The sequence below is a fragment of the Sphingomonas olei genome (genome assembly GCF_045369765.1).
Classification (GTDB): Bacteria; Pseudomonadota; Alphaproteobacteria; order Sphingomonadales; family Sphingomonadaceae; genus Sphingomonas; species Sphingomonas panaciterrae.
On record NZ_JBIQEU010000004.1, the window covers coordinates 72,727 to 90,411 of the forward strand.

General features: G+C 66.5%; 17 protein-coding genes. 11 read left to right on the forward strand and 6 right to left on the reverse strand.

Annotated features, from left to right (window positions below; translation table 11 throughout):
* Positions 1 to 36: 36 nt before the first annotated feature.
* Entirely contained in the window at positions 37 to 834 is a 798-nt protein-coding gene (locus tag ACH0BU_RS06660; RefSeq protein ID WP_125945140.1) for a PhzF family phenazine biosynthesis protein, read from the forward strand.
* Between the two features lie 29 nt (positions 835 to 863).
* Here the strand turns inward: ACH0BU_RS06660 and mnmA are convergent, their stop codons facing one another.
* Positions 864 to 1,988 (reverse strand): tRNA 2-thiouridine(34) synthase MnmA, encoded by a 1,125-nt coding sequence (mnmA, locus tag ACH0BU_RS06665; RefSeq protein WP_500263875.1) that lies wholly within the window; start codon positions 1,986 to 1,988, stop codon positions 864 to 866.
* Between the two features lie 109 nt (positions 1,989 to 2,097).
* Between mnmA and ACH0BU_RS06670 the strand changes: the two genes are divergently transcribed.
* From ACH0BU_RS06670 to ACH0BU_RS06680, 3 genes are all read left to right on the forward strand, one after another.
* Positions 2,098 to 2,325: a hypothetical protein gene (locus ACH0BU_RS06670; protein WP_046409082.1), complete on the forward strand. Its 228-nt coding sequence runs from the start codon at positions 2,098 to 2,100 to the stop codon at positions 2,323 to 2,325.
* 108 nt (positions 2,326 to 2,433) lie between these two features.
* Positions 2,434 to 2,733: a CtrA inhibitor SciP gene (sciP, locus tag ACH0BU_RS06675; protein ID WP_046409083.1), complete on the forward strand. Its 300-nt coding sequence runs from the start codon at positions 2,434 to 2,436 to the stop codon at positions 2,731 to 2,733.
* Positions 2,734 to 2,822: 89 nt separating this feature from the next.
* Positions 2,823 to 3,080, forward strand: a complete 258-nt coding sequence (locus tag ACH0BU_RS06680; protein WP_046409084.1) for a GlsB/YeaQ/YmgE family stress response membrane protein — start codon at positions 2,823 to 2,825, stop codon at positions 3,078 to 3,080.
* Between the two features lie 126 nt (positions 3,081 to 3,206).
* Here ACH0BU_RS06680 and ACH0BU_RS06685 read toward each other — a convergent pair whose 3' ends face one another.
* On the reverse strand, positions 3,207 to 3,923 hold the full coding sequence (locus ACH0BU_RS06685; RefSeq protein ID WP_046409085.1) for an SIMPL domain-containing protein: 717 nt from the start codon (positions 3,921 to 3,923) through the stop codon (positions 3,207 to 3,209).
* A 211-nt stretch (positions 3,924 to 4,134) separates the two neighbouring features.
* Between ACH0BU_RS06685 and ACH0BU_RS06690 the strand changes: the two genes are divergently transcribed.
* The 7 genes from ACH0BU_RS06690 to ACH0BU_RS06720 all read left to right on the forward strand — a co-directional run bounded on the left by ACH0BU_RS06690 (position 4,135) and on the right by ACH0BU_RS06720 (position 13,545).
* Complete coding sequence (locus ACH0BU_RS06690) at positions 4,135 to 5,313, forward strand: efflux RND transporter periplasmic adaptor subunit (RefSeq protein WP_136450457.1); 1,179 nt, start codon at positions 4,135 to 4,137, stop codon at positions 5,311 to 5,313.
* A 4-nt stretch (positions 5,314 to 5,317) separates the two neighbouring features.
* A complete protein-coding gene (locus tag ACH0BU_RS06695) occupies positions 5,318 to 8,584 on the forward strand; it encodes an efflux RND transporter permease subunit (protein ID WP_046409087.1) in 3,267 nt (1,088 codons plus the stop codon).
* A gap of 102 nt (positions 8,585 to 8,686) precedes the next feature.
* Positions 8,687 to 9,919: a DUF445 domain-containing protein gene (locus ACH0BU_RS06700; RefSeq protein WP_245995203.1), complete on the forward strand. Its 1,233-nt coding sequence runs from the start codon at positions 8,687 to 8,689 to the stop codon at positions 9,917 to 9,919.
* Between the two features lie 140 nt (positions 9,920 to 10,059).
* Complete coding sequence (locus ACH0BU_RS06705; RefSeq protein WP_125945144.1) at positions 10,060 to 11,157, forward strand: ABC transporter permease; 1,098 nt, start codon at positions 10,060 to 10,062, stop codon at positions 11,155 to 11,157.
* Positions 11,157 to 11,993 carry an ABC transporter ATP-binding protein gene (locus ACH0BU_RS06710; RefSeq protein WP_046409089.1) on the forward strand — a complete coding sequence of 279 codons (837 nt, stop codon included), beginning with the start codon at positions 11,157 to 11,159 and terminating at the stop codon, positions 11,991 to 11,993. The genes ACH0BU_RS06705 and ACH0BU_RS06710 overlap by 1 nt, the downstream gene beginning before the upstream one ends.
* A complete protein-coding gene (locus tag ACH0BU_RS06715) occupies positions 11,993 to 12,955 on the forward strand; it encodes an MlaD family protein (RefSeq protein WP_125945145.1) in 963 nt (320 codons plus the stop codon). Before ACH0BU_RS06710 ends, ACH0BU_RS06715 begins: the two co-directional genes overlap by 1 nt.
* Before the next feature lie 8 nt (positions 12,956 to 12,963).
* On the forward strand, positions 12,964 to 13,545 hold the full coding sequence (locus tag ACH0BU_RS06720) for an ABC-type transport auxiliary lipoprotein family protein (RefSeq protein WP_046409091.1): 582 nt from the start codon (positions 12,964 to 12,966) through the stop codon (positions 13,543 to 13,545).
* Positions 13,546 to 13,593: 48 nt separating this feature from the next.
* On the opposite strand, the gene ACH0BU_RS06725 is transcribed toward ACH0BU_RS06720, so the two are convergent.
* The 4 genes from ACH0BU_RS06725 to hemC form a co-directional block, all read right to left on the reverse strand.
* Positions 13,594 to 14,985: a M20/M25/M40 family metallo-hydrolase gene (locus tag ACH0BU_RS06725; protein ID WP_500263876.1), complete on the reverse strand. Its 1,392-nt coding sequence runs from the start codon at positions 14,983 to 14,985 to the stop codon at positions 13,594 to 13,596.
* Between the two features lie 126 nt (positions 14,986 to 15,111).
* Positions 15,112 to 16,053, reverse strand: a complete 942-nt coding sequence (locus tag ACH0BU_RS06730) for a hypothetical protein (RefSeq protein WP_296218080.1) — start codon at positions 16,051 to 16,053, stop codon at positions 15,112 to 15,114.
* 25 nt (positions 16,054 to 16,078) lie between these two features.
* The gene (locus ACH0BU_RS06735; RefSeq protein ID WP_125945148.1) at positions 16,079 to 16,750 is read right to left on the reverse strand and encodes a uroporphyrinogen-III synthase; all 672 of its coding nucleotides are present in this window, start codon (positions 16,748 to 16,750) and stop codon (positions 16,079 to 16,081) included.
* A complete protein-coding gene (gene hemC / locus ACH0BU_RS06740) occupies positions 16,747 to 17,652 on the reverse strand; it encodes a hydroxymethylbilane synthase (RefSeq protein WP_296218078.1) in 906 nt (301 codons plus the stop codon). The genes ACH0BU_RS06735 and hemC overlap by 4 nt, the downstream gene beginning before the upstream one ends.
* Positions 17,653 to 17,685: the final 33 nt, after the last annotated feature.

A 17,685-nucleotide genomic window follows, 5' to 3' on the forward strand; every position in this document is an offset into this window, starting at 1 on the left:
ACCGGCGGCATCCCGGCCGCTTCACGAAAGGACATTATGAGGATCCCGTTCGCGCAGATCGACGCCTTCGCCGACGCGCCGTTCGTCGGCAATCCCGCCGCCGTGCTGCCGCTTTCGGCCTGGCCCGACGACACGTTGCTTCAGGCGATCGCGTCGGAGAACAACCTGTCCGAAACGGCCTTCATCGTGCCAGCGCCGGCGAACGATGCGGCGGATTTTGAACTGCGCTGGTTTACGCCTGCCGCCGAGGTGGCGCTATGTGGGCATGCGACGCTGGCCAGCGGGCATTTCGTCCTGTCCTCCGACACCACGATCGATCGCGTGCGCTTCGCCACCCGGCAGGCCGGGATGCTGGAGGTCGCGCGGCGCGGCGCGGGTTATGAGATGGCGCTGCCCGCGTGGCGGCCCAAGCCAAAGCCGCTGGACGCGATCGTCGCCGCACTGGGCGTCGAGGCGGTGGAGACGCTGTGGCATGACAAGGGCTATGCGTTGGTGATCGTCGCCGATGAGGCAGCGGTGCGCGCCGCCGCGCCCGATGGTCGCGCGATCAAGGCTTTGGGGCCGATCGTCCATATCGTCGCCGCGCGCGGTGAGAGCGCGGATATCGTCAGCCGCGTCTTCACCGACTTCTACGACATTCCCGAGGATCCGGTGACCGGCTCCGCCCATGCGGTGATGGCGCCTTACTGGGCCGATGTGCTTGGCCGCGACACCTTCAGCGCGTTTCAGGCGAGCGCGCGTGGTGGCCGGATCGGCTGCCGGGTTGCTGGGGACCGCATCCTGCTGACCGGCGAGTGCGTCACCGTGATCGAGGGGACGTATCTGCTGCCCTGATCGGCGGTTGCGCGCGTCGGTGCCTGCCGTCAGGCCGCCAGCGCGGCGGCCTGGGTGCTCGCGATCCAGCCGCCGCCGAGCACCCGGTCGCCATCGTACAGCACCGCCGCCTGGCCCGGCGCGACGCCATATTCGGGCGCGTCGAACAGCAGCATGTCGCCGTCGAGGCGCGCGGGCACCGGCTTGGCCATCGATCGCACCTTGGCGGTCAGCGGGCCGTTCAGAGGTCCGAGGATGTTGAGATCGGCGAGCCGCGCGGCGGCCACCGCCAGCGCCGCGCGCGGGCCGACGACGACGCGCCGCGCCTCGGGCTCCAGCCGGATGACGTACAGCGGCTCGGGCTGGCCGCCGATGTCGAGCCCCCGGCGCTGGCCGACGGTGTAATGAATGATCCCCTCGTGCCGGCCGAGCGCGCGTCCTTCGAGGTCGACGATCTCGCCGCCGTCCACGGCGGCGGGGCGCAGTTTCTTGACCAGCCCGGCGTAGTCACCGTCGGGGACGAAGCAGATGTCCTGGCTGTCGGGCTTGCCCGCGACGCCCAGCCCCATCTCGGCGGCAATCGCGCGCACCTGGTTCTTGGGCATGCCGCCCAGCGGGAAGCGAAGGAAATCGAGCTGCTGGCGGGTGGTGGCGAACAGGAAATAGCTCTGGTCGCGCGCGGGATCGATCGCGCGGTGCAGCTCGGCGCCCGCGCTGCCCATCATTCGGCGGACATAATGGCCGGTGGCGAGGCAGTCCGCCCCCAGATCACGCGCCAGCGCGAACAGGTCGGTGAATTTGGGTCCCATGTTGCACTGGACGCAGGGGATCGGCGTTCGGCCCGCGAGATATTCGTCGGCAAAGCGGTCGACCACCCGGCTGCGGAAGCTGCTTTCGTGGTCGAACACATAATGCGCGATGCCCAGGCTGTCGCACACCGCGCGCGCATCACGAATGTCGCGCCCAGCACAGCAGGCGCCGGGGCGGGCGGTCGCCTCGCCATGGTCGTACAATTGCAGCGTCACGCCGATCGTCTCCGCCCCGCTCGCCTTGGCCAGCGCGGCGACGACGGAGCTGTCCACCCCGCCCGACATGGCAACGACGATGCGGCGGCCGGCGGCGCCGCCGTCCAGCTGGAAATCACCGATATCAGTCACGTGCGCGCCATAGCACATCCGAATTGGATGGTGAACGCGCACCAGGATGGTGGCATCCTTTACGGACCCTTCATCTGCGGCGCGTAGCAGGGGTGTCCCGTAGGACGCATGAGGAGCCAGGCGTAGCGTGGACCTGAGTTTTGCCCTGTTCGACCGCCGCGCACCGCTGGTCGAGCTCCCCAGCGACCTGGCGGTATTGCTGGTGGAGATGACGGCGCGACAGGCGGCGTCGCCCACCGCGACCATCTACGCCCGTTCGGCGCGGGTGCGGCTCGATTCGCCGCTTTTCGCGCCGGTGGACGGTGCGTTCAACGGTCCCGTGGCCAAAGCAATGATGCAATGGAAGGACGATTGAACATCCCGTTTACCGATCGGTGGCTAGAGTACGCCGGTTCGCGTTCGTCACGCTGTGCAATGTCAGGTGGAAAGGGGGCCTCGCGGTCCCCACAACCGAGGTTGAGTCATGATTGAGAACCAGAAGATCCGTCCCGCCCGGGTCATCGGCCCGCTCGGCGAGCCATTGACCCTCGAAACGCTGCCGCCGCCGACCACCACCCGCTGGGTCGTGCGTCGCAAGGCGGAGGTCGTCGCGGCGGTGAACGGCGGTCTGCTGACGGTTGACGAGGTGTGCAATCGCTACGGCCTGACGGTGGAGGAATTCGCCAGCTGGCAGCGTGCGATCGACCGGTCGGGCATGCCCGGGCTGCGCGTCACGCGCATCCAGCACTACAAATCGCTCTATGAGCGCCAGCAGAACTTCTGAACTGAGTTACGTGATCGGAACAAAGTTTGGCTGTCAAGAGTATTTTCCCCAGCCCGGCCGTTCGGGCCGTTAACGCAGGGGAGTTAGTTATGGGTATCATTCTCTGGTTGATCGTCGGCGGTGTGATCGGCTGGCTCGCCAGCATCATCATGCGGACCGATGCACAGCAGGGCATTTTCCTGAATATCGTCGTCGGCATCGTTGGCGCGTTCATCGGTGGTCTGATCATTTCGGGTGGTTCGATCAACAATTCGCCGCTGACGCTGACGTCGTTCCTGGTGTCGCTGCTGGGTGCGGTTGTCCTGCTGGCGATCGTCAACCTCGTCCGTCGTGGCAGCGTGCGTTAAGCCCGCGCTACCAGGACCATGATAAAAGGGCCGCCCGATCACTCGGGCGGCCCTTTTCTTGGCCGGTACTTTCCGGCCCTTGGGAAAGCCTGATGCCGCCCCGCGCCGCTGCGGGGCGGCATTTGCTCATTTCAGCAGGAAACGCACCGCGATGGTGACGCTGACTTCGGTCTCGCCCGGCAGCATCTCGGTCTGCGCATCCGCCTTGGCCGCGCGGGCGTAGAGGACCGGCGGGCGGGGCTGGTCGCCGCGATTTTCGCCCTGCTCGTTGATCGACACGATCCGGTCGACGCGAAGCCCTGCAGCCTGCGCATAGAGCTGCGCGCGCGCTTGTGCCTGCCGGACCGCATTCACCCGCGCCTCGTCGAGCGCCGCCGCCGGCTTGTCGATCGACAATTGCGGCCCGTCGATCTGGTTGGCGCCCGCCTTCACCAGGGCGTCGAGCACCCGTCCGCTCTTGGCGATGTCACGAAACTTCACCGACACGGTGTTGGTCGCCTGATAGCCGGTGATCACCGGCGGCTGGTTCTCGCCATAGCGATATTGCGGCGACAGGCCGATGCTGGCGGTCGCGATGTCGCGCTCGGCAATTCCCGCGGCGCGGAGCGCGGCGATGACGCGCGCCATCTGGCTGGCATTCTGCGCCGACGCCTCGCTCGCGGTCGCCGCCTGCGTCACGACGCCCGCGCGCAGCGTCGCAACGTCCGGTACGCGGGTAATGTCGCCAGTCGCGACGACGTCGAGCAGCGTCCCGTCCGGCAGCACCGGCCCGCCCACCACATTCTGGGCCAGGGCGGGGGTGGCGGCGGTGGCCAGCATCAGCGAAGCGAAAAGAATGCGCATGAATGTTTAACTCCGGACAATCGGTTGGTCGTTCCTGGACAACGCTTCGACAACGCAAGCTGAACGAGGCTGGCTTGTGGTGGAGCACCTAATCTGCCATGGCGCCAATCGGGGCAAGCCGGTACTTGAGGCCGGTGACTTATTCATATAATACACTGCCGGCAAGGTAGCGAACGGCCGTCTGACGTCGCCGGAGCGGGATGTAGGGTGCATGAATCACGATACCGGTAGTGTGAGTGGCGAGACCGTGTTGATCGAAGGTCCGACGGATGATGGCCGCCGGCGTCGGCGGCTCATCATCGTGGCCGTGGTGGCGGTACTGGCGATCGTGGCCGCGGCGATGTTGCTGACGCGCTCGGGCGATCCTGCGCCTTCGGCCTCCTCCGCCGCCGATCAGGCGCCGCGCGTCACGGTCATCGTGCCGGGCCGTGCATCGGTCGATCGCGCGGTCACTGCCACCGGCACGCTGGCCGCGCGCCGCGAGATGCCGGTCGGTGTCGCTGGCGAAGGCGGCATGGTGACCGCCGTTCTGGTCGAACCGGGCCAGTGGGTGCGGGCCGGCCAGGTGCTCGCCACGGTCGACCGGTCAGTGCAGACGCAGACCGCCGCCAGCCTCGCCGCGCAGGTCAACGTGGCCAAGGCTGATCTGACGCTCGCCCAGGCGGAGCTTGATCGCGCCGAGCAACTGGTTGGCCGCGGGTTCATCAGCCAGGCCGACGTTCAGCGCCGCATCGCCACCCGCGATGCCGCCGCCGCGCGGCTCAAGGTTGCCAACGCCGCCGCTTCCGAACAGCGCGCGCGCAACAATCGCCTCGATATCCGGGCACCCGCCGCCGGCCTCGTGCTGACGCGCCAGGTCGAGCCGGGGCAGATCATCAGCTCCGCCTCGGGCACGCTGTTCCGCATGGCCAAGGGGGGCGAGATGGAAATGCGCGCGCAGCTCGCCGAGGATGATCTCGTCAAGCTGCGCCCGGGCGCACGCGTCAGCGTGACCCCGGTGGGCAGCGAGACGAAGTTCGATGGCGAGGTGTGGCAGGTTTCGCCTGTCATCGATCCGCAGACGCGCCAGGGCATCGCCCGCGTTGCGCTTCGCTATGATCCCGCGCTTCGCCCCGGCGGTTTCGCCTCCGCCACGATCGTCGGCGGCACCGCCAGCGTGCCCGAGCTTCCGCAATCGGCGGTTCTTAGCGACGAGAAGGGCAATTACGTCTATATCGCCGACAAGGACAATGTGGTGCAGCGCCGCGACGTGCGGCTGGGCACGGTGAACGACGATTCGGTTGCGATTGCATCAGGTCTCGACGGCACGGAAAAGGTGGTCGTCTCGGCAGGTGCGTTCCTGAACCCGGGGCAGAAAATCGCACCGGTGCTCGGCAAGCCCGGAGTGTGACGGCATGAGTTTCCGCAATATCTCGGCCTGGTCGATCCGAAACCCGGTTCCGGTCATCGTCCTGTTCGTGATCCTGACGGTCGCCGGCATCGTCAGCTTCATCCGGATGGACATCAACCGCGAACCGGACATCGATTTCCCCGCGGTCGCGGTGGAAATCACGCAGCCGGGCGCCGCGCCGAGTGAGCTGGAAACGCAGGTCACGCAGCGGATCGAGGCCGCGGTGCGGACGATCGAGGGCGTGGACGAAATCCAGTCCTTTGTCTCCGAAGGCAATTCGACGACGATGATCCAGCTGGACATCGGCACGCCGGTCGACCGCGCGGTGAACGAAGTGCGCGATGCCGTCACGCAGATCCGCTCCAACCTGCCCGAAGGCATCCTGGAGCCGCAGATCAGCCGTGTGAAGATCAACGACAATGATCTGGGCAGCTATTCGGCGATCGGCACCGACATGACGATCGAGCAGCTGAGCTGGTACATCGACAATACGGTGACCAAGGAGCTGCTCGGCGTCGAGGGCATGGGCTCGGTCGAACGTAACGGCGGCGTCGATCGCGAGATCCGCGTGATCCTCGATCCGGCGAAGCTTGCCGCCTACGGCCTCACCGCCACGCAGATCAATCAGCAGCTGCGGCAGGTGAACCTGAATGCCGCCGGCGGCCGTGCGGAGATCGCCGGCGCCGAACAGTCGGTGCGCGTGCTGGGTAATGCGCGCGACGCCTATGAACTGGGCCAGACGCAGATCATCGCCGGCAACGGCCGCACGATCAAGCTGAGCGCGGTGGCGACGGTGCGCGACCTTTATGCCGAGCAGCGATCCGCCGCCGGCGTCGACGGTCGACCGGTCATCACCTTCGATTTCAAGCGGGCCAAGGGCTATTCGGAAGTCAGCGTCTTCAAGGAGGCGCAGAAGAAGCTCGCCGAGCTGGAGAAGCGCAATCCGCAGGTGAAATTCCAGCTGCGGATCGACGGCTCCAAATATGCGATCGAGCAATATGAGAGCGCGATTCACGCGATGATCGAGGGCGCGGTGCTCGCCGTGTTCATCGTGTTCCTGTTCCTGCGTGACAAGCGCGCGACGTTCATATCGGCGCTCGCCATCCCGCTCTCCGCGATCCCCGCCTTCTGGTTCATGGACCTGATGGGGTTCACGCTGAACCAGATGACGCTGCTCGCGCTCAGCCTCGTTGCCGGCGTGCTGGTTGACGATGCGATCGTGGAGATCGAGAACATCGTTCGCCACATGCGCATGGGCAAATCCGCCTATCAGGCGTCGATCGACGCGGCGGACGAGATCGGCCTGGCGGTGCTCGCCACCACCATGTCGATCGTCGCGGTGTTCCTGCCGGTCGGCCTGATGCCGGGCGTGTCGGGGCAGTTCTTCAAGAACTTCGGCCTCACCGTCGTCGTCGCGGTGCTGATGAGCCTTGCGGTCGCGCGCATGATCACGCCGATGATCGCGGCCTATTTCCTGAAGTCCGCCGGCCCCGAAGCGCATGGCGAGGGGCGGATGATGGACATCTACATGAACGTCCTTCGCTGGACGCTCGACCCCGGCAAGTCGATGGCGATCCGCGCGCGCGGCGGGTTCAGCCGCGTGACCGGCTATTTCCGCGATCACCGCGTCTGGACGATCGGCATCGGCGTGCTCGCCTTCCTGCTGACCATTGTCGGTTTTGCTAGCCTGCCGATGCAGTTCCAGCCGTCGATCGATCAGGAACGCTCGACCGTCACGATCACCATGCCTCCCGGCTCCACGCTGGCGCAGACGCAGCAGGTGGTCGACAAGGTCTATGACCTGCTGCGTCAGCAGCCAGAGGCGGAGACGATCTACACCCGCGCCTTCGTCGGCACTGGCCGCGTCACCGTGCAGTTCAAGGACAAGCCGAGCCTCAACGAACGGATCGGCGCGCTGTTCGGCGGCGACCTCAGCCATCGGCGCGAGAAGACGTCGACCGAGTTCGAACGGCAGCTTGCGCCGGAACTCGCCAAGATCCCGGATGCGCGCGTCAACTTCCAGTCGCAGTTCGGCTGGGGCGACAACAACCGCGACGTGTCGGTGACGCTGGGCAGCGACGATCCGGTGCTGCTGCGCGAAACCGCCGACAAGATCGTGCGCGAGATGGCGAAGATCCCCGGATTTCTCGCGCCGCGCATTGCGGGCGACCTCAACCGGCCGGAAATCGTCATCAAGCCGCGGCTTGATCTCGCGGCGGACCTTGGCGTCACGACCAGTGCGCTGTCCAACGCGATCCGCATCGCGACCTTGGGTGACATCGACCAGAACAGCGCGCGCTTCTCGCTCAACGACCGGCAGATCCCGATCCGGGTGGCGCTGGATCAGTCGTCGCGCACGCGCATGGCGACGATCCGCAACCTCCCGGTGCCGACGCAGAACGGCGGATCGGTGCCGCTGTCAGTGGTGGCGGAGATCGGCTTTGGCTCCGGCCCGACCAAGATCAACCGCCTCAATCAGCAGCGACAGCTGACGATCGGCGCCGATCTGGCCCCGGGGCTGGTGCTGTCCAACGCGATGCAGCAGGTCAACGCGCTGCCGATCATGAAGAACCTGCCGCTCGGCGTGCAGAAGATGAGCGTCGGCCAGGCCAAGTGGCAGATGGAGATGCTGATCAACTTCGTGATCGCGGTGATCGCGGGGGTGTTCCTCGTCTTCTCGGTGCTGGTGCTGCTGTATCGCCGGCTGCTGCCGCCGCTGGTCAATATGGGCTCGCTGCTGCTCGCGCCGCTGGGCGGCGTCATCGCGCTGATCATCACCGGCAACCCGTTGTCGATGCCGGTGTTCATCGGGCTCCTGATGCTGCTCGGCATCGTGGCGAAGAACTCGATCCTCCTGATCGATTTCGCGCTGGAGGAAATGCACGCCGGCGTGCCGATTTATGACGCGGTGGTCGACGCCGGGCACAAACGCGCGCAGCCGATCGTAATGACCACGGTGGCGATGGTCGCGGGCATGGTGCCGACCGCGCTGGCGCTCACCGGCGACGGGGCATGGCGCGCGCCGATGGGCATTGTCGTGATCGGCGGCCTCATCGTCTCGACGTTGCTGACGCTGCTGATCGTGCCGGCTGCCTTCAGCCTGTCGATCGGGATCGAACGCCGCATTGGCCCATGGCTCGGTCGCAAGCTGCTGACCTATCGTCCCGGCGACGATGGTTCGACGGTGATCGACCACCAGGGCCCCAGCGGCGTCCTGCCCGCCCCGCACGGCCGCATCGGCTTCCGCGACGGCGACGTTCCGGCCGAATGACCCCATCATAAGCGTCAACTTCGAGAAAGAAGGCTTGAACAATCCCCCGCTTGGGGGATTGATCGGGGCATGATGCCGGTCGCGCTGAGGCGCCCCTTGCGAATGTCTGCACCCCCGGGGCTGGTCCGCATGCGCGTGATCGCCACCGGGATGCTGGTCGTGATGGCGGTGACGTTCTTCGTCGCTGGCCGGTTGCAGGACAGCGCGCCCGCCTGGGGGTTTGTCCGCGCCTTTGCCGAGGCGGCGATGGTGGGTGGTCTTGCCGACTGGTTCGCGGTGACTGCGCTCTTCCGCCATCCGCTTGGCCTGCCAATCCCACACACCGCGATCATCCCGCGCAACAAGGATCGGATCGGCGACCAGCTCGCCGTGTTCCTGCGTGACTATTTCCTCATTCCCGTCGTCGTCGCCCGCCGCATGCGACGCATGGACGTGGCAGGCGTCGCCGCGCGCTGGCTGGCGAACCCGTCGTCCGGCAGCAAGCGCGTGACGCGCGGCGCGTCGCGCCTGGTGGTGGAGGCACTGCAAGCGCTTGATCAGGAGCGGCTTGGCGGGATGGTGCGCGGCGCCATGGTGGAGCAGATACGGCGGATCGATCTGGCGCCGCTGATCGGTCGCGCGCTGGAAGCAGCCATGGCCGAGAACCGGCACCAGCCGATCATCGACGGCATCGTGCGCTGGGCGGCGCGGGTGCTCGATTCGAACCAGCAGGTCGTCCGCAACATGGTGCACGAGCGGGCCGGTTCCATCCTGCGCTGGACCGGGCTCGACGAAACCATTGCCAACAAGATCATCGACGGTCTCGACAAGATGCTGGTCGACATGGCGGAGCAGCCCGACCATCCCCTTCGCGCAAAGGCCGAGGAAGGCCTGGCGACGCTTGCCCGCGATCTCCAGCACAAGCCCGAGATGCGCGAGCGGGTCGAGGCACTGAAGCTGGCGCTGCTGGAAAACCCGGCCATGCAGAACTGGATCAACGGCCTGTGGGAACAGGCACGCCAGGCCATGCTCCGCGCCGCTCGCGATCCCGAACGGCTGCTGTCCGGCGGGATGGGGGACATGCTGCGGCAGTTGGGCGAGACGTTGGAGCGCGACGTACGCCTGCGCCGTACGCTGAACCGCTATGTGCGCCGCGTCGCGGTTGGCACGGCCGCCGATTATGGCGACGTTATCGTCGGCCTCGTGTCTGAAACGGTTCGCGGCTGGGACGCGCAGACGATTACCCAGCGGCTGGAACATGCGGTGGGCAAGGACCTTCAGTTCATCCGCATCAACGGCACGCTGGTGGGTGGCATGGTCGGCCTGCTGATCCATACGGTCGACGTCGCGCTCTGAGCAGGAGCAGGCGAGCTATAGAAGTTCTGGAGATGGCGTGATCGCCGTGCGGCCACGCCGCTGTGCCAGCATCCATGCAACAAGCCGCCGCTCCGTACGTTCATCTTGCCGAGGTGCGGGGTTTCCCGCAAAGGGTGGGAATGCGCGCACTGGCCGACTTCAGCGACGATAGCGGAGCGATGCGCTTCACTGGCGATCTGGTGCTGGCTCGCCTTGGTGATCTCCCGACGCGGCTGGATGATTACAGCGGCGCGGTATCGGTGATCGACCTGTCCGACGTGTCGAGGATCGATACGATCGGTGCATGGGTCATCCACCGCTTCGCGCAGCGTACCGGTGCCAACATCGAGGGGCTGCGCCAAGAACAGCGTGCCCTCTTCGATCAGGTGGTCAATGCCGATCAGCCTGTTCCGACGCGGCAGCAGCATGTCAGCTCCTTCAACCGCGTTCTCGGCGAAGTGGGCGAGGCGACCGTCACCGCGGGACGCACGTTGGTCGGCTTGCTTGGCTTCATGGGCGCGACGCTGGCGGCCCTGGCGTCGGTCATCCGCCATCCGCAGCGCTTCCGCTTCAATGCGACGGTGCAGCGTTTCGAGGTGGTCGGGGTGTCGGCGCTCGGCATCATCGGCCTGATGAGCTTCCTGATCGGCATCGTCATTGCGCAGCAGGGCGCGGTGCAGTTGCGGCAATTCGGTGCCGAGGTGCTGACGATCAACCTGATCGGACGGATCACCTTGCGCGAGCTGGGTGTGCTGATGACCGCGATCATGGTTGCCGGGCGCTCCGGTTCTGCCTTTGCCGCGCAGATCGGTACGATGAAGTTGACTGAGGAAGTCGACGCGATGCGGACGATCGGCGTGTCCCCGATGGAGGCGCTGGTGGTGCCGCGAACGATCGCGGCGGTGGTGATGATGCCACTCCTCGGCTTCTACGCCTCGCTCGTCGCGATCATTGGCGGTGGACTGCTTTGCTGGTGGCAGCTTGATATCCCGCCGGTGACCTTTGTCGCCCGGCTGCGTGAAGTGGTGCCGATCACTGACCTCTACGTCGGCCTGGTGAAGGCACCCGTGTTTGGCGCGATCATCGCCATCGCCGGCTGTTTCCAGGGGATGCAGGTGAAGGGTGATGCGGAGCAGGTCGGCATGCGCACGACCGCAGCGGTCGTCCAGGCAATCTTCCTCGTCATTGTTCTCGACGCCTTCTTTGCGGTCTTCTTCGAGCGGATCGGCTGGATCTGATGGCAGAGCCGGAAAACATCATCGAAGTCCGTGGCCTGAAGAATGCCTTCGGCGACCAGGTCGTGCACGAGAATCTCGATCTGGATGTGCGTCAGGGCGAGATCCTGGGGGTCGTCGGTGGGTCGGGCACGGGCAAATCGGTGCTGATGCGATCGATCATCGGCTTGCAGCAGCCGATCGCAGGCGAGGTGACGGTGTTCGGCGAACCCACGCTCGGCCGTGCGGAGACCGATGCGCTTGAGATTCGCAAACGGTGGGGGGTGCTGTTCCAAGGGGGGGCGCTGTTCTCGACGTTGACCGTGGCCGAGAACGTCCAGGTGCCGTTGCGCGAATTCTATCCGTCGCTCAGCCTGTCGCTGCTCGACGAGATCGCATCCTATAAGGTGATCATGACTGGCCTGCCCAATGATGCGGGCCCGAAGTTTCCGGCTGAATTGTCGGGCGGCATGAGGAAGCGCGCCGGACTAGCCCGTGCGCTGGCGATGGACCCCGAATTGCTGTTCCTCGACGAGCCGACGGCGGGGCTCGATCCGATCGGCGCGGCGGCGTTCGATGAGTTGACCAAATCTTTGCAGCGTACGCTGGGACTGACCGTCTTCCTGATCACGCATGACCTCGACACGTTGTATGCCATCTGTGATCGGGTGGCGGTGCTCGCGGACAAGCGCGTGATTGCGGTCGGCACGATCGACGAACTGCTGGCACTCGATCATCCGTGGATCCAGGAGTATTTTCGCGGACCGCGCGGCCGGGCGGCAGTGGCAACACAAGAGGCGCAACGGGAAAGGTCGGAACGATCGACCGCCGGGGCAGCAGCAGATTCAGGGGCTGATTGATGGAAACCCGTTCCAACCACGTCCTGGTCGGCGCCGTCGTGCTGATCCTGCTTGCCGTGCTGGCGCTGTTCACCGTGTGGATCGCGCGTCTGGGCGGCACCAAGCAGAAGGAATACGACATCTTCTTCAAGCAGTCGGTCGACGGGCTCGCCCGCGGATCGCAGGTGACCTATTCGGGCGTGCCGTCTGGGCAGGTGAAGTCGATCCAACTGTGGCGCAATGATCCGCAGTTCGTACGCGTGCGGATTGAGGTGAGCCAGGATACGCCGATCCTGCAGGGTACCGCCGCCACCATCCAGGGCAGCTTCACCGGTACGAGCACGATCAGCCTGGACGGTGCACGCAAAGGTGCCCCGCCGATCGTCTGTCCGGAGCGCGATCCCGGCAGCGTATGTCCCTATGGCGTGCCGGTCATTCCGACGCGGACCGGCGGTCTTGGCGCGATCCTGAATTCTGCGCCGCAGCTGCTCGAACGACTGTCGACCCTAACCGAGCGGCTGACCGGGCTGCTGACGGACCGTAATCAGGCGTCAATCGCCGGCATCCTTGAGAATACCAACCGCTTGACGGACGCCTTGGCTGATCGCGGACCGGAGATCGCTGCAACGCTGGCGCAGACGCGTATCGCGGTGGCCCAGGCCGGCACGGCAGCGGAGCAGATCGGCAACCTGGCGGCCACGACGAACGGCATTTTGGCCGAGGACGTGAAGCCGACGCTGGCCAATCTGAACGAGACGATCCGCTCCGCGCGGCAGAGCACCGAAACGCTGAACTCCGCGATCCAGGATGCGCGACCCGGCCTGCAAACCTTCTCCAAGCAGACCATTCCGGAGGTCAACCAGCTGGTTCTGGATCTGCGGCAGATGTCGGCGGCGCTCGCATCGGTCGCGGAAAAGGTCGATCAACAGGGGGCAGCGGCCTTGGTTGGCCCGCGAAAGCTGCCGGACTACAAGGGCAAGTGAGGACGCACATGAAGAAGCTTCTGATCGGTCTTGCTGCCCTGCCGCTCGCCGGCTGCATCAGCTTTGGCGAAAAGCCGCCCAAGGCACTTCTTACCCTGTCCTCGACGGAACAGGTCCCCGTCGGGCGTGAGCAATCGTCGGCGGGCGCCCGCACGGTGACCATCCAGGTGCCAGTCGTGCCGCAGGAACTGGCGACCAACCGCATTCCGGTGCAGTCGAACCTGACCGACGTGGCCTATGTCAGGGATGCGCAGTGGGTCGAGTTGCCGGCGCGGCAGTTCGCGCGCGTGGTGTCCGACACCGTTGCTGCGCGGACCGGCCGCGTCGTCCTGTCGGGGGCGCAGGCGATGGGAAGTCCGGGCGCCCGGTTGTCGGGCGAATTGCGGACCTTCGGCGTCGATGCGGGCGCTTCCGCCGCGGTCGTGACCTTCGACGCGGCACTCGTCCGTGACGAGGGCGGCGCGCTGGAAAAGCAGCGCTTCGAAGTGCGCGTCCCGGTGGCCGCGATTGAAGCGGCACCGGTTGCGGTCGCGCTCAATCAGGCGGCCAATCAGGTGGCGGTGCAGGTCGCCGACTGGGTCGGACGCTAAACCGAATGTGCCCCGCCGCCCGACGTTGGGCTGGCGGGGCGCCAAGGGTCAGCCTTGGGTGGCCAAGGCCTTAGCCAGATCGTGAAGGTAGTCCCGGCCTTCGTACAGCGCCGTCACCCGGATGCGCTCGTTCAATCCGTGCGTGCCGTTGAGGTCAGGTTCGAGGAAGATGCCGGGAACGCCATAGACCGGCATCTTCAGCACGCCGAAGAACACCGCGTCGGTCGCACCCGTCGACATCATCGGGACGACCGGCGTCCCCGGAAAATGCTTCGCCGCGAGTGTTTGCACAGCGCCCATGATGCGCGGGTCGAGCGGCGGCGGCACGGCAATCGGGCGCACCGGCTGATTGGCCGTCACCGTCACCTTCGGCCCTGCCAACTCGGTCAGCTTTGCCAATGTGCTCTCGACGGTCTCGCCCGGGAAGATCCGGCAGTTGATGTTGGCGGTGGCGCGCTGCGGGAGCGCGTTTTCCGCATGGCCGGCGTTGACCAGCGTGGCGACGCAGGTCGTGCGCAGGGTCGAGTGAAGGACCTTGTCGCGACTGACGACCGCGTCCGCCCGCTTGTCGGCTGGGTTGGCCAGCAGCCGCTTGATCGCCGCGCCTGTTTCCGGTGGCAGCGCCTGGGCGCTGGCGGTGAAGAACGCGCGCGTCGTGTCGGTGAACTTGATCGGGAATTCGTAGCCCTGCACCCGCTTCACGGCGTCGGCCAGTTCGTAGATGGCGTTGTCGGGCGTCGGCGCGGAGCTGTGCCCGCCAGGGTTGGTGCTGGTGAAGGTGAAATTCTGCGCGGCCTTCTCCCCCACCTGGATCGCGAGCGCCTGTCGCTTTCCCTGTGCGTCCAGCCGGCCGCCGCCGCCCTCGTTCAGCACGAATGCCGCGCGAACCAGGTCCGGTTTGTTGTTGGCGAGCCATTGTGCGCCATTGAAGGCATAGGTGGTTTCTTCACCGCAGGTGAGCGCGAGCTTGATCGTGCGCCTGGGTTTGAAGCCCTCCTGCTTGAAGCGGATCATACTGTCTGCCCAGATCGCCGACATGCCCTTGTCGTCGACCGTACCGCGGCCATAATAAAAGCCGTCTTCCTCGATCAGCTTGAACGGGTCGCGCGCCCAATCCTCGCGCTTGGCGGCGACGACGTCGATGTGCCCCAGGAGAAGCATGGCGTCGGCGGACGCATCGGTGCCGGGGAGGATGGCGACAACGCCACCGTCCTCCGAATGCTCCGGCGTCGAGAAAAGGGTAACCTGTGCATCGGTGTAGCCGGCTGATTTGAGCCGGGTGGCGATCTGTTGCGCGGCCCGGGTGCAGCTTCCCTCGCCAACGACCGTGTTGGTTTCGACCAATTGCTTGTAGAGATCGAAGAACGCTCGCTCGTCCGCCCGGTTCTGTGCTGCCGCTGCCAATGGCGCGAGCGCCATTCCTGCGGCGGCGACCGTCATGGCTTTCCAAATGCCGCGCATCCCACTCCCTTTTGTCGTTATCTGAACCGGGAGGTTACAGCGAAGCCGCTGGTGCGCAACGTGCCAATCGATGGTCGAACGGCATGGCGCCATAAGGCGCGGTGATCAGGGACGCGGCGCGGGTTCGGCCTGATCGTTCCCCAGATCGCCCGTGGCCGGGGCCGCATCGCCCGTCACCTGTGGTACAGCGGGGACGAGGGCAGCGGCAGCCGTCGGCGCGCTGCTCGGGATCGTGCCGACGATCGCCTCGGTTTCCAGCGTGTCGAGCGCCTGGCGCGCCGCAATGTAGCGTCGTGCCGCCGCGCTCCAGTTTGCCGCCTGAGTCCCGCCGGGCAGTCGGGACACTTCCTCAACCGCGGGCTCCACCTGGCCGGCATCCAGCAGGCGCTGGGCACGCGCGAGGCGATCCGCGGGCAGGGGCGACGGCGTGTTGGCATCATGCAGGACGACGAGGCGCCGCAGTTCGTCCATGAAGCCGGCGAACCAGCCGTCCGCGCCGGGATTGAGCAGCATCGAACGGTTGGCATCCAATGCCTGGCGCAGTCCCTCGCGCGTGACGGGATCGCGACCAGCCTCAATCACCGTATTCACCGCCTTTTGCTGGGTTTCGCCGAAGCGTTGTCGCAGCTGATCCTCCAGATAGCCAAGGGCTGCGCCCTTTTCGATCGCGCGGCGGGCAGCGAAGGCGATGAGGATCGCCTCGGCACGGCCGGCGCGGTCCTGCGACTGGGTGACATCCATGCTGAGGCTTGCCGTCCTCGCCTCCAGCGCCGCCAGCTGAGCGGCAAGCGCGCTTTCGCGAGCAGCGAGGGTGGCCGGATCCACCGCGGCGGGCGCCGGCGGCGTGGCTGCGATGACGTCCTTTGTCGTGACGGCCTTGTCCACGGCGGTCGGTGCTTTGGCCTGGCGCTGCCACCAGCTGGTACCATCCCGCATCGACAGGAAGATCAGCGCGAGCCCGACAACCAGAGCCAGGATCACAAACACCGTGAGCAGGCCAACTCGTGACCGGCGCGGAGCAGGAGCGAGCGGCGCGTTTTCGTCCATGCCGCGGCTTATCCCCGCCCGACGCTCACCGGTCAATCGCGAGCGTCATGGCGGTTTCGAGCAAAGCCGGGTCGCTGGGGAGGGGCGCAACACTGATGCGCTGCCATCCCCCGCCGGCCGCGTCCGCCACCGCCTGGCTGAGCGCCGCCAGCCGGATGGAGCGCCGGGCGATGTGCGCGCCGGCGATGAGGCCGGCGAAATGGCGTGCCGCGCGGGGTGAGTGAAGGAGGACGATGCTGTCGGCGAGCGCGCGTAGTTGATCCTCTGCAGGATGGAGAGGGTCGCTGGTGTAGACGACGATGTCGGTGACGCCCGGCAGATGGATATGCGCGCGGCCGGTGAGGCGCACCAGCCGGTGCCAGCCGCGTCCCTTGGCGAGAGCGAGCGCTTCCCTCCCGTCCGAACTGCCCACCATCTGCGGCGTGAGGCCGGCTGCCTCCGCCGCATCGGCGGTGCCACGTCCGACGGTGACGAGCGGGAGCGAGGAAAAGGTGTGGAGCTCTGGTCCGGCCTGACGAACCGCGTTGGCGCTGGTCAGGAGCACCGCGTCGAAATCGGTCGCGGGCGGCGGCGCCCAGGGAACAGCCGAGATGGTGAAGATCGGGAGTCGAAGCGCAGTGAAACCCGCCTTCGCGATCCGGTCAGCGGTCGCGCTGTTTCCCGGTTCCGGCCGCAGGACGGCGATAGGACGTGTCATCCCCCGAACAGATGTCGGACCGAAGCGGGCGCACGGGCGAGCAGGTCGGCCGCCAGTTCGCGGCCAAGCGTGGGGCCATCCTCGCCCGCGATGACGCCGGTGACATGCTCCGACCCATCCTCCGTCAGCAGCTCCGCCGCCAGGGTGATGCCGTCGCCCTCGCGCCGGGCAAGCGCGCCCACCGGCGAGTGACAGGAGGCGTCCAGCGCCGCCAGCAGCGCACGTTCGGTGTGGATGCAGATGCTGGTGGTGGGACAGTCGATGGCATGAACCAGCGCCAGGGCGGGGCTGTCGGCCAGCGTCTCGATCCCGATCGCGCCCTGCGCCGGGGCGGGCAGCATGACGTGCGTCTCGATCGCAACGCCCGTGTCGTGCCGGCCAAGCCGCTCCAGACCGGCCGCGGCGAGGAGCGTGGCGGCAACCTCTCCGGTGGCGAGCTTGCCCAGCCGCGTATCGATATTGCCGCGGAACAGCACGATTTCGAGGTCCGGCCGGTGGCGCAGGAGCTGCGCGCGGCGGCGCGGCGAACTGGTCCCCACCACGGCGCCGTGCGGCAGCGCGTCGATCGTGTCGACGCCGATCAGGCGGTCGCGAACGTCCGCGCGGGGCAACATCGCGGCGATAGCGATTTCGGCCGGTCGAATGGTTTCCACGTCCTTCATCGAGTGGACGCAGGCATCCACCTCGCCGGCGAGGAGGGCACGATCGAGCTCCTTGGTCCACAAGGCCTTGCCGCCAATCTCGGCCAGCGCGCGATCCTGCACGCGGTCACCGGTGGTACTCACGACGACAATGTCGACATCGTCCCAGCCGTGGGCGGCCATCAAGGCGTCGCGCACCAAGCCTGCCTGGGTCAGGGCCAGCGGCGAACCGCGGGTGCCGAGTCTGAAACGCTGAGCCACCGGTCTCTTCTATCCTGCAGATATCGCGTCCGC

Excerpts from the sequence above, each read along its gene's own strand:
- mnmA (WP_500263875.1), bottom strand. The coding sequence starts at position 1,988 with ATGTGCTATGGCGCGCACGTGACTGATATCGGTGATTTCCAGCTGGAC.
- ACH0BU_RS06710 (WP_046409089.1), top strand. The coding sequence starts at position 11,157 with ATGGCAGAGCCGGAAAACATCATCGAAGTCCGTGGCCTGAAGAATGCC.
- ACH0BU_RS06730 (WP_296218080.1), bottom strand. The coding sequence starts at position 16,053 with ATGGACGAAAACGCGCCGCTCGCTCCTGCTCCGCGCCGGTCACGAGTT.
- sciP (WP_046409083.1), top strand. The coding sequence starts at position 2,434 with ATGATTGAGAACCAGAAGATCCGTCCCGCCCGGGTCATCGGCCCGCTC.
- ACH0BU_RS06725 (WP_500263876.1), bottom strand. The coding sequence starts at position 14,985 with ATGACGGTCGCCGCCGCAGGAATGGCGCTCGCGCCATTGGCAGCGGCA.
- ACH0BU_RS06695 (WP_046409087.1), top strand. The coding sequence starts at position 5,318 with ATGAGTTTCCGCAATATCTCGGCCTGGTCGATCCGAAACCCGGTTCCG.
- ACH0BU_RS06685 (WP_046409085.1), bottom strand. The coding sequence starts at position 3,923 with ATGCGCATTCTTTTCGCTTCGCTGATGCTGGCCACCGCCGCCACCCCC.
- ACH0BU_RS06715 (WP_125945145.1), top strand. The coding sequence starts at position 11,993 with ATGGAAACCCGTTCCAACCACGTCCTGGTCGGCGCCGTCGTGCTGATC.
- ACH0BU_RS06660 (WP_125945140.1), top strand. The coding sequence starts at position 37 with ATGAGGATCCCGTTCGCGCAGATCGACGCCTTCGCCGACGCGCCGTTC.
- ACH0BU_RS06690 (WP_136450457.1), top strand. The coding sequence starts at position 4,135 with ATGAATCACGATACCGGTAGTGTGAGTGGCGAGACCGTGTTGATCGAA.
- ACH0BU_RS06720 (WP_046409091.1), top strand. The coding sequence starts at position 12,964 with ATGAAGAAGCTTCTGATCGGTCTTGCTGCCCTGCCGCTCGCCGGCTGC.
- ACH0BU_RS06700 (WP_245995203.1), top strand. The coding sequence starts at position 8,687 with ATGTCTGCACCCCCGGGGCTGGTCCGCATGCGCGTGATCGCCACCGGG.
- ACH0BU_RS06705 (WP_125945144.1), top strand. The coding sequence starts at position 10,060 with ATGCGCGCACTGGCCGACTTCAGCGACGATAGCGGAGCGATGCGCTTC.
- ACH0BU_RS06735 (WP_125945148.1), bottom strand. The coding sequence starts at position 16,750 with ATGACACGTCCTATCGCCGTCCTGCGGCCGGAACCGGGAAACAGCGCG.
- ACH0BU_RS06680 (WP_046409084.1), top strand. The coding sequence starts at position 2,823 with ATGGGTATCATTCTCTGGTTGATCGTCGGCGGTGTGATCGGCTGGCTC.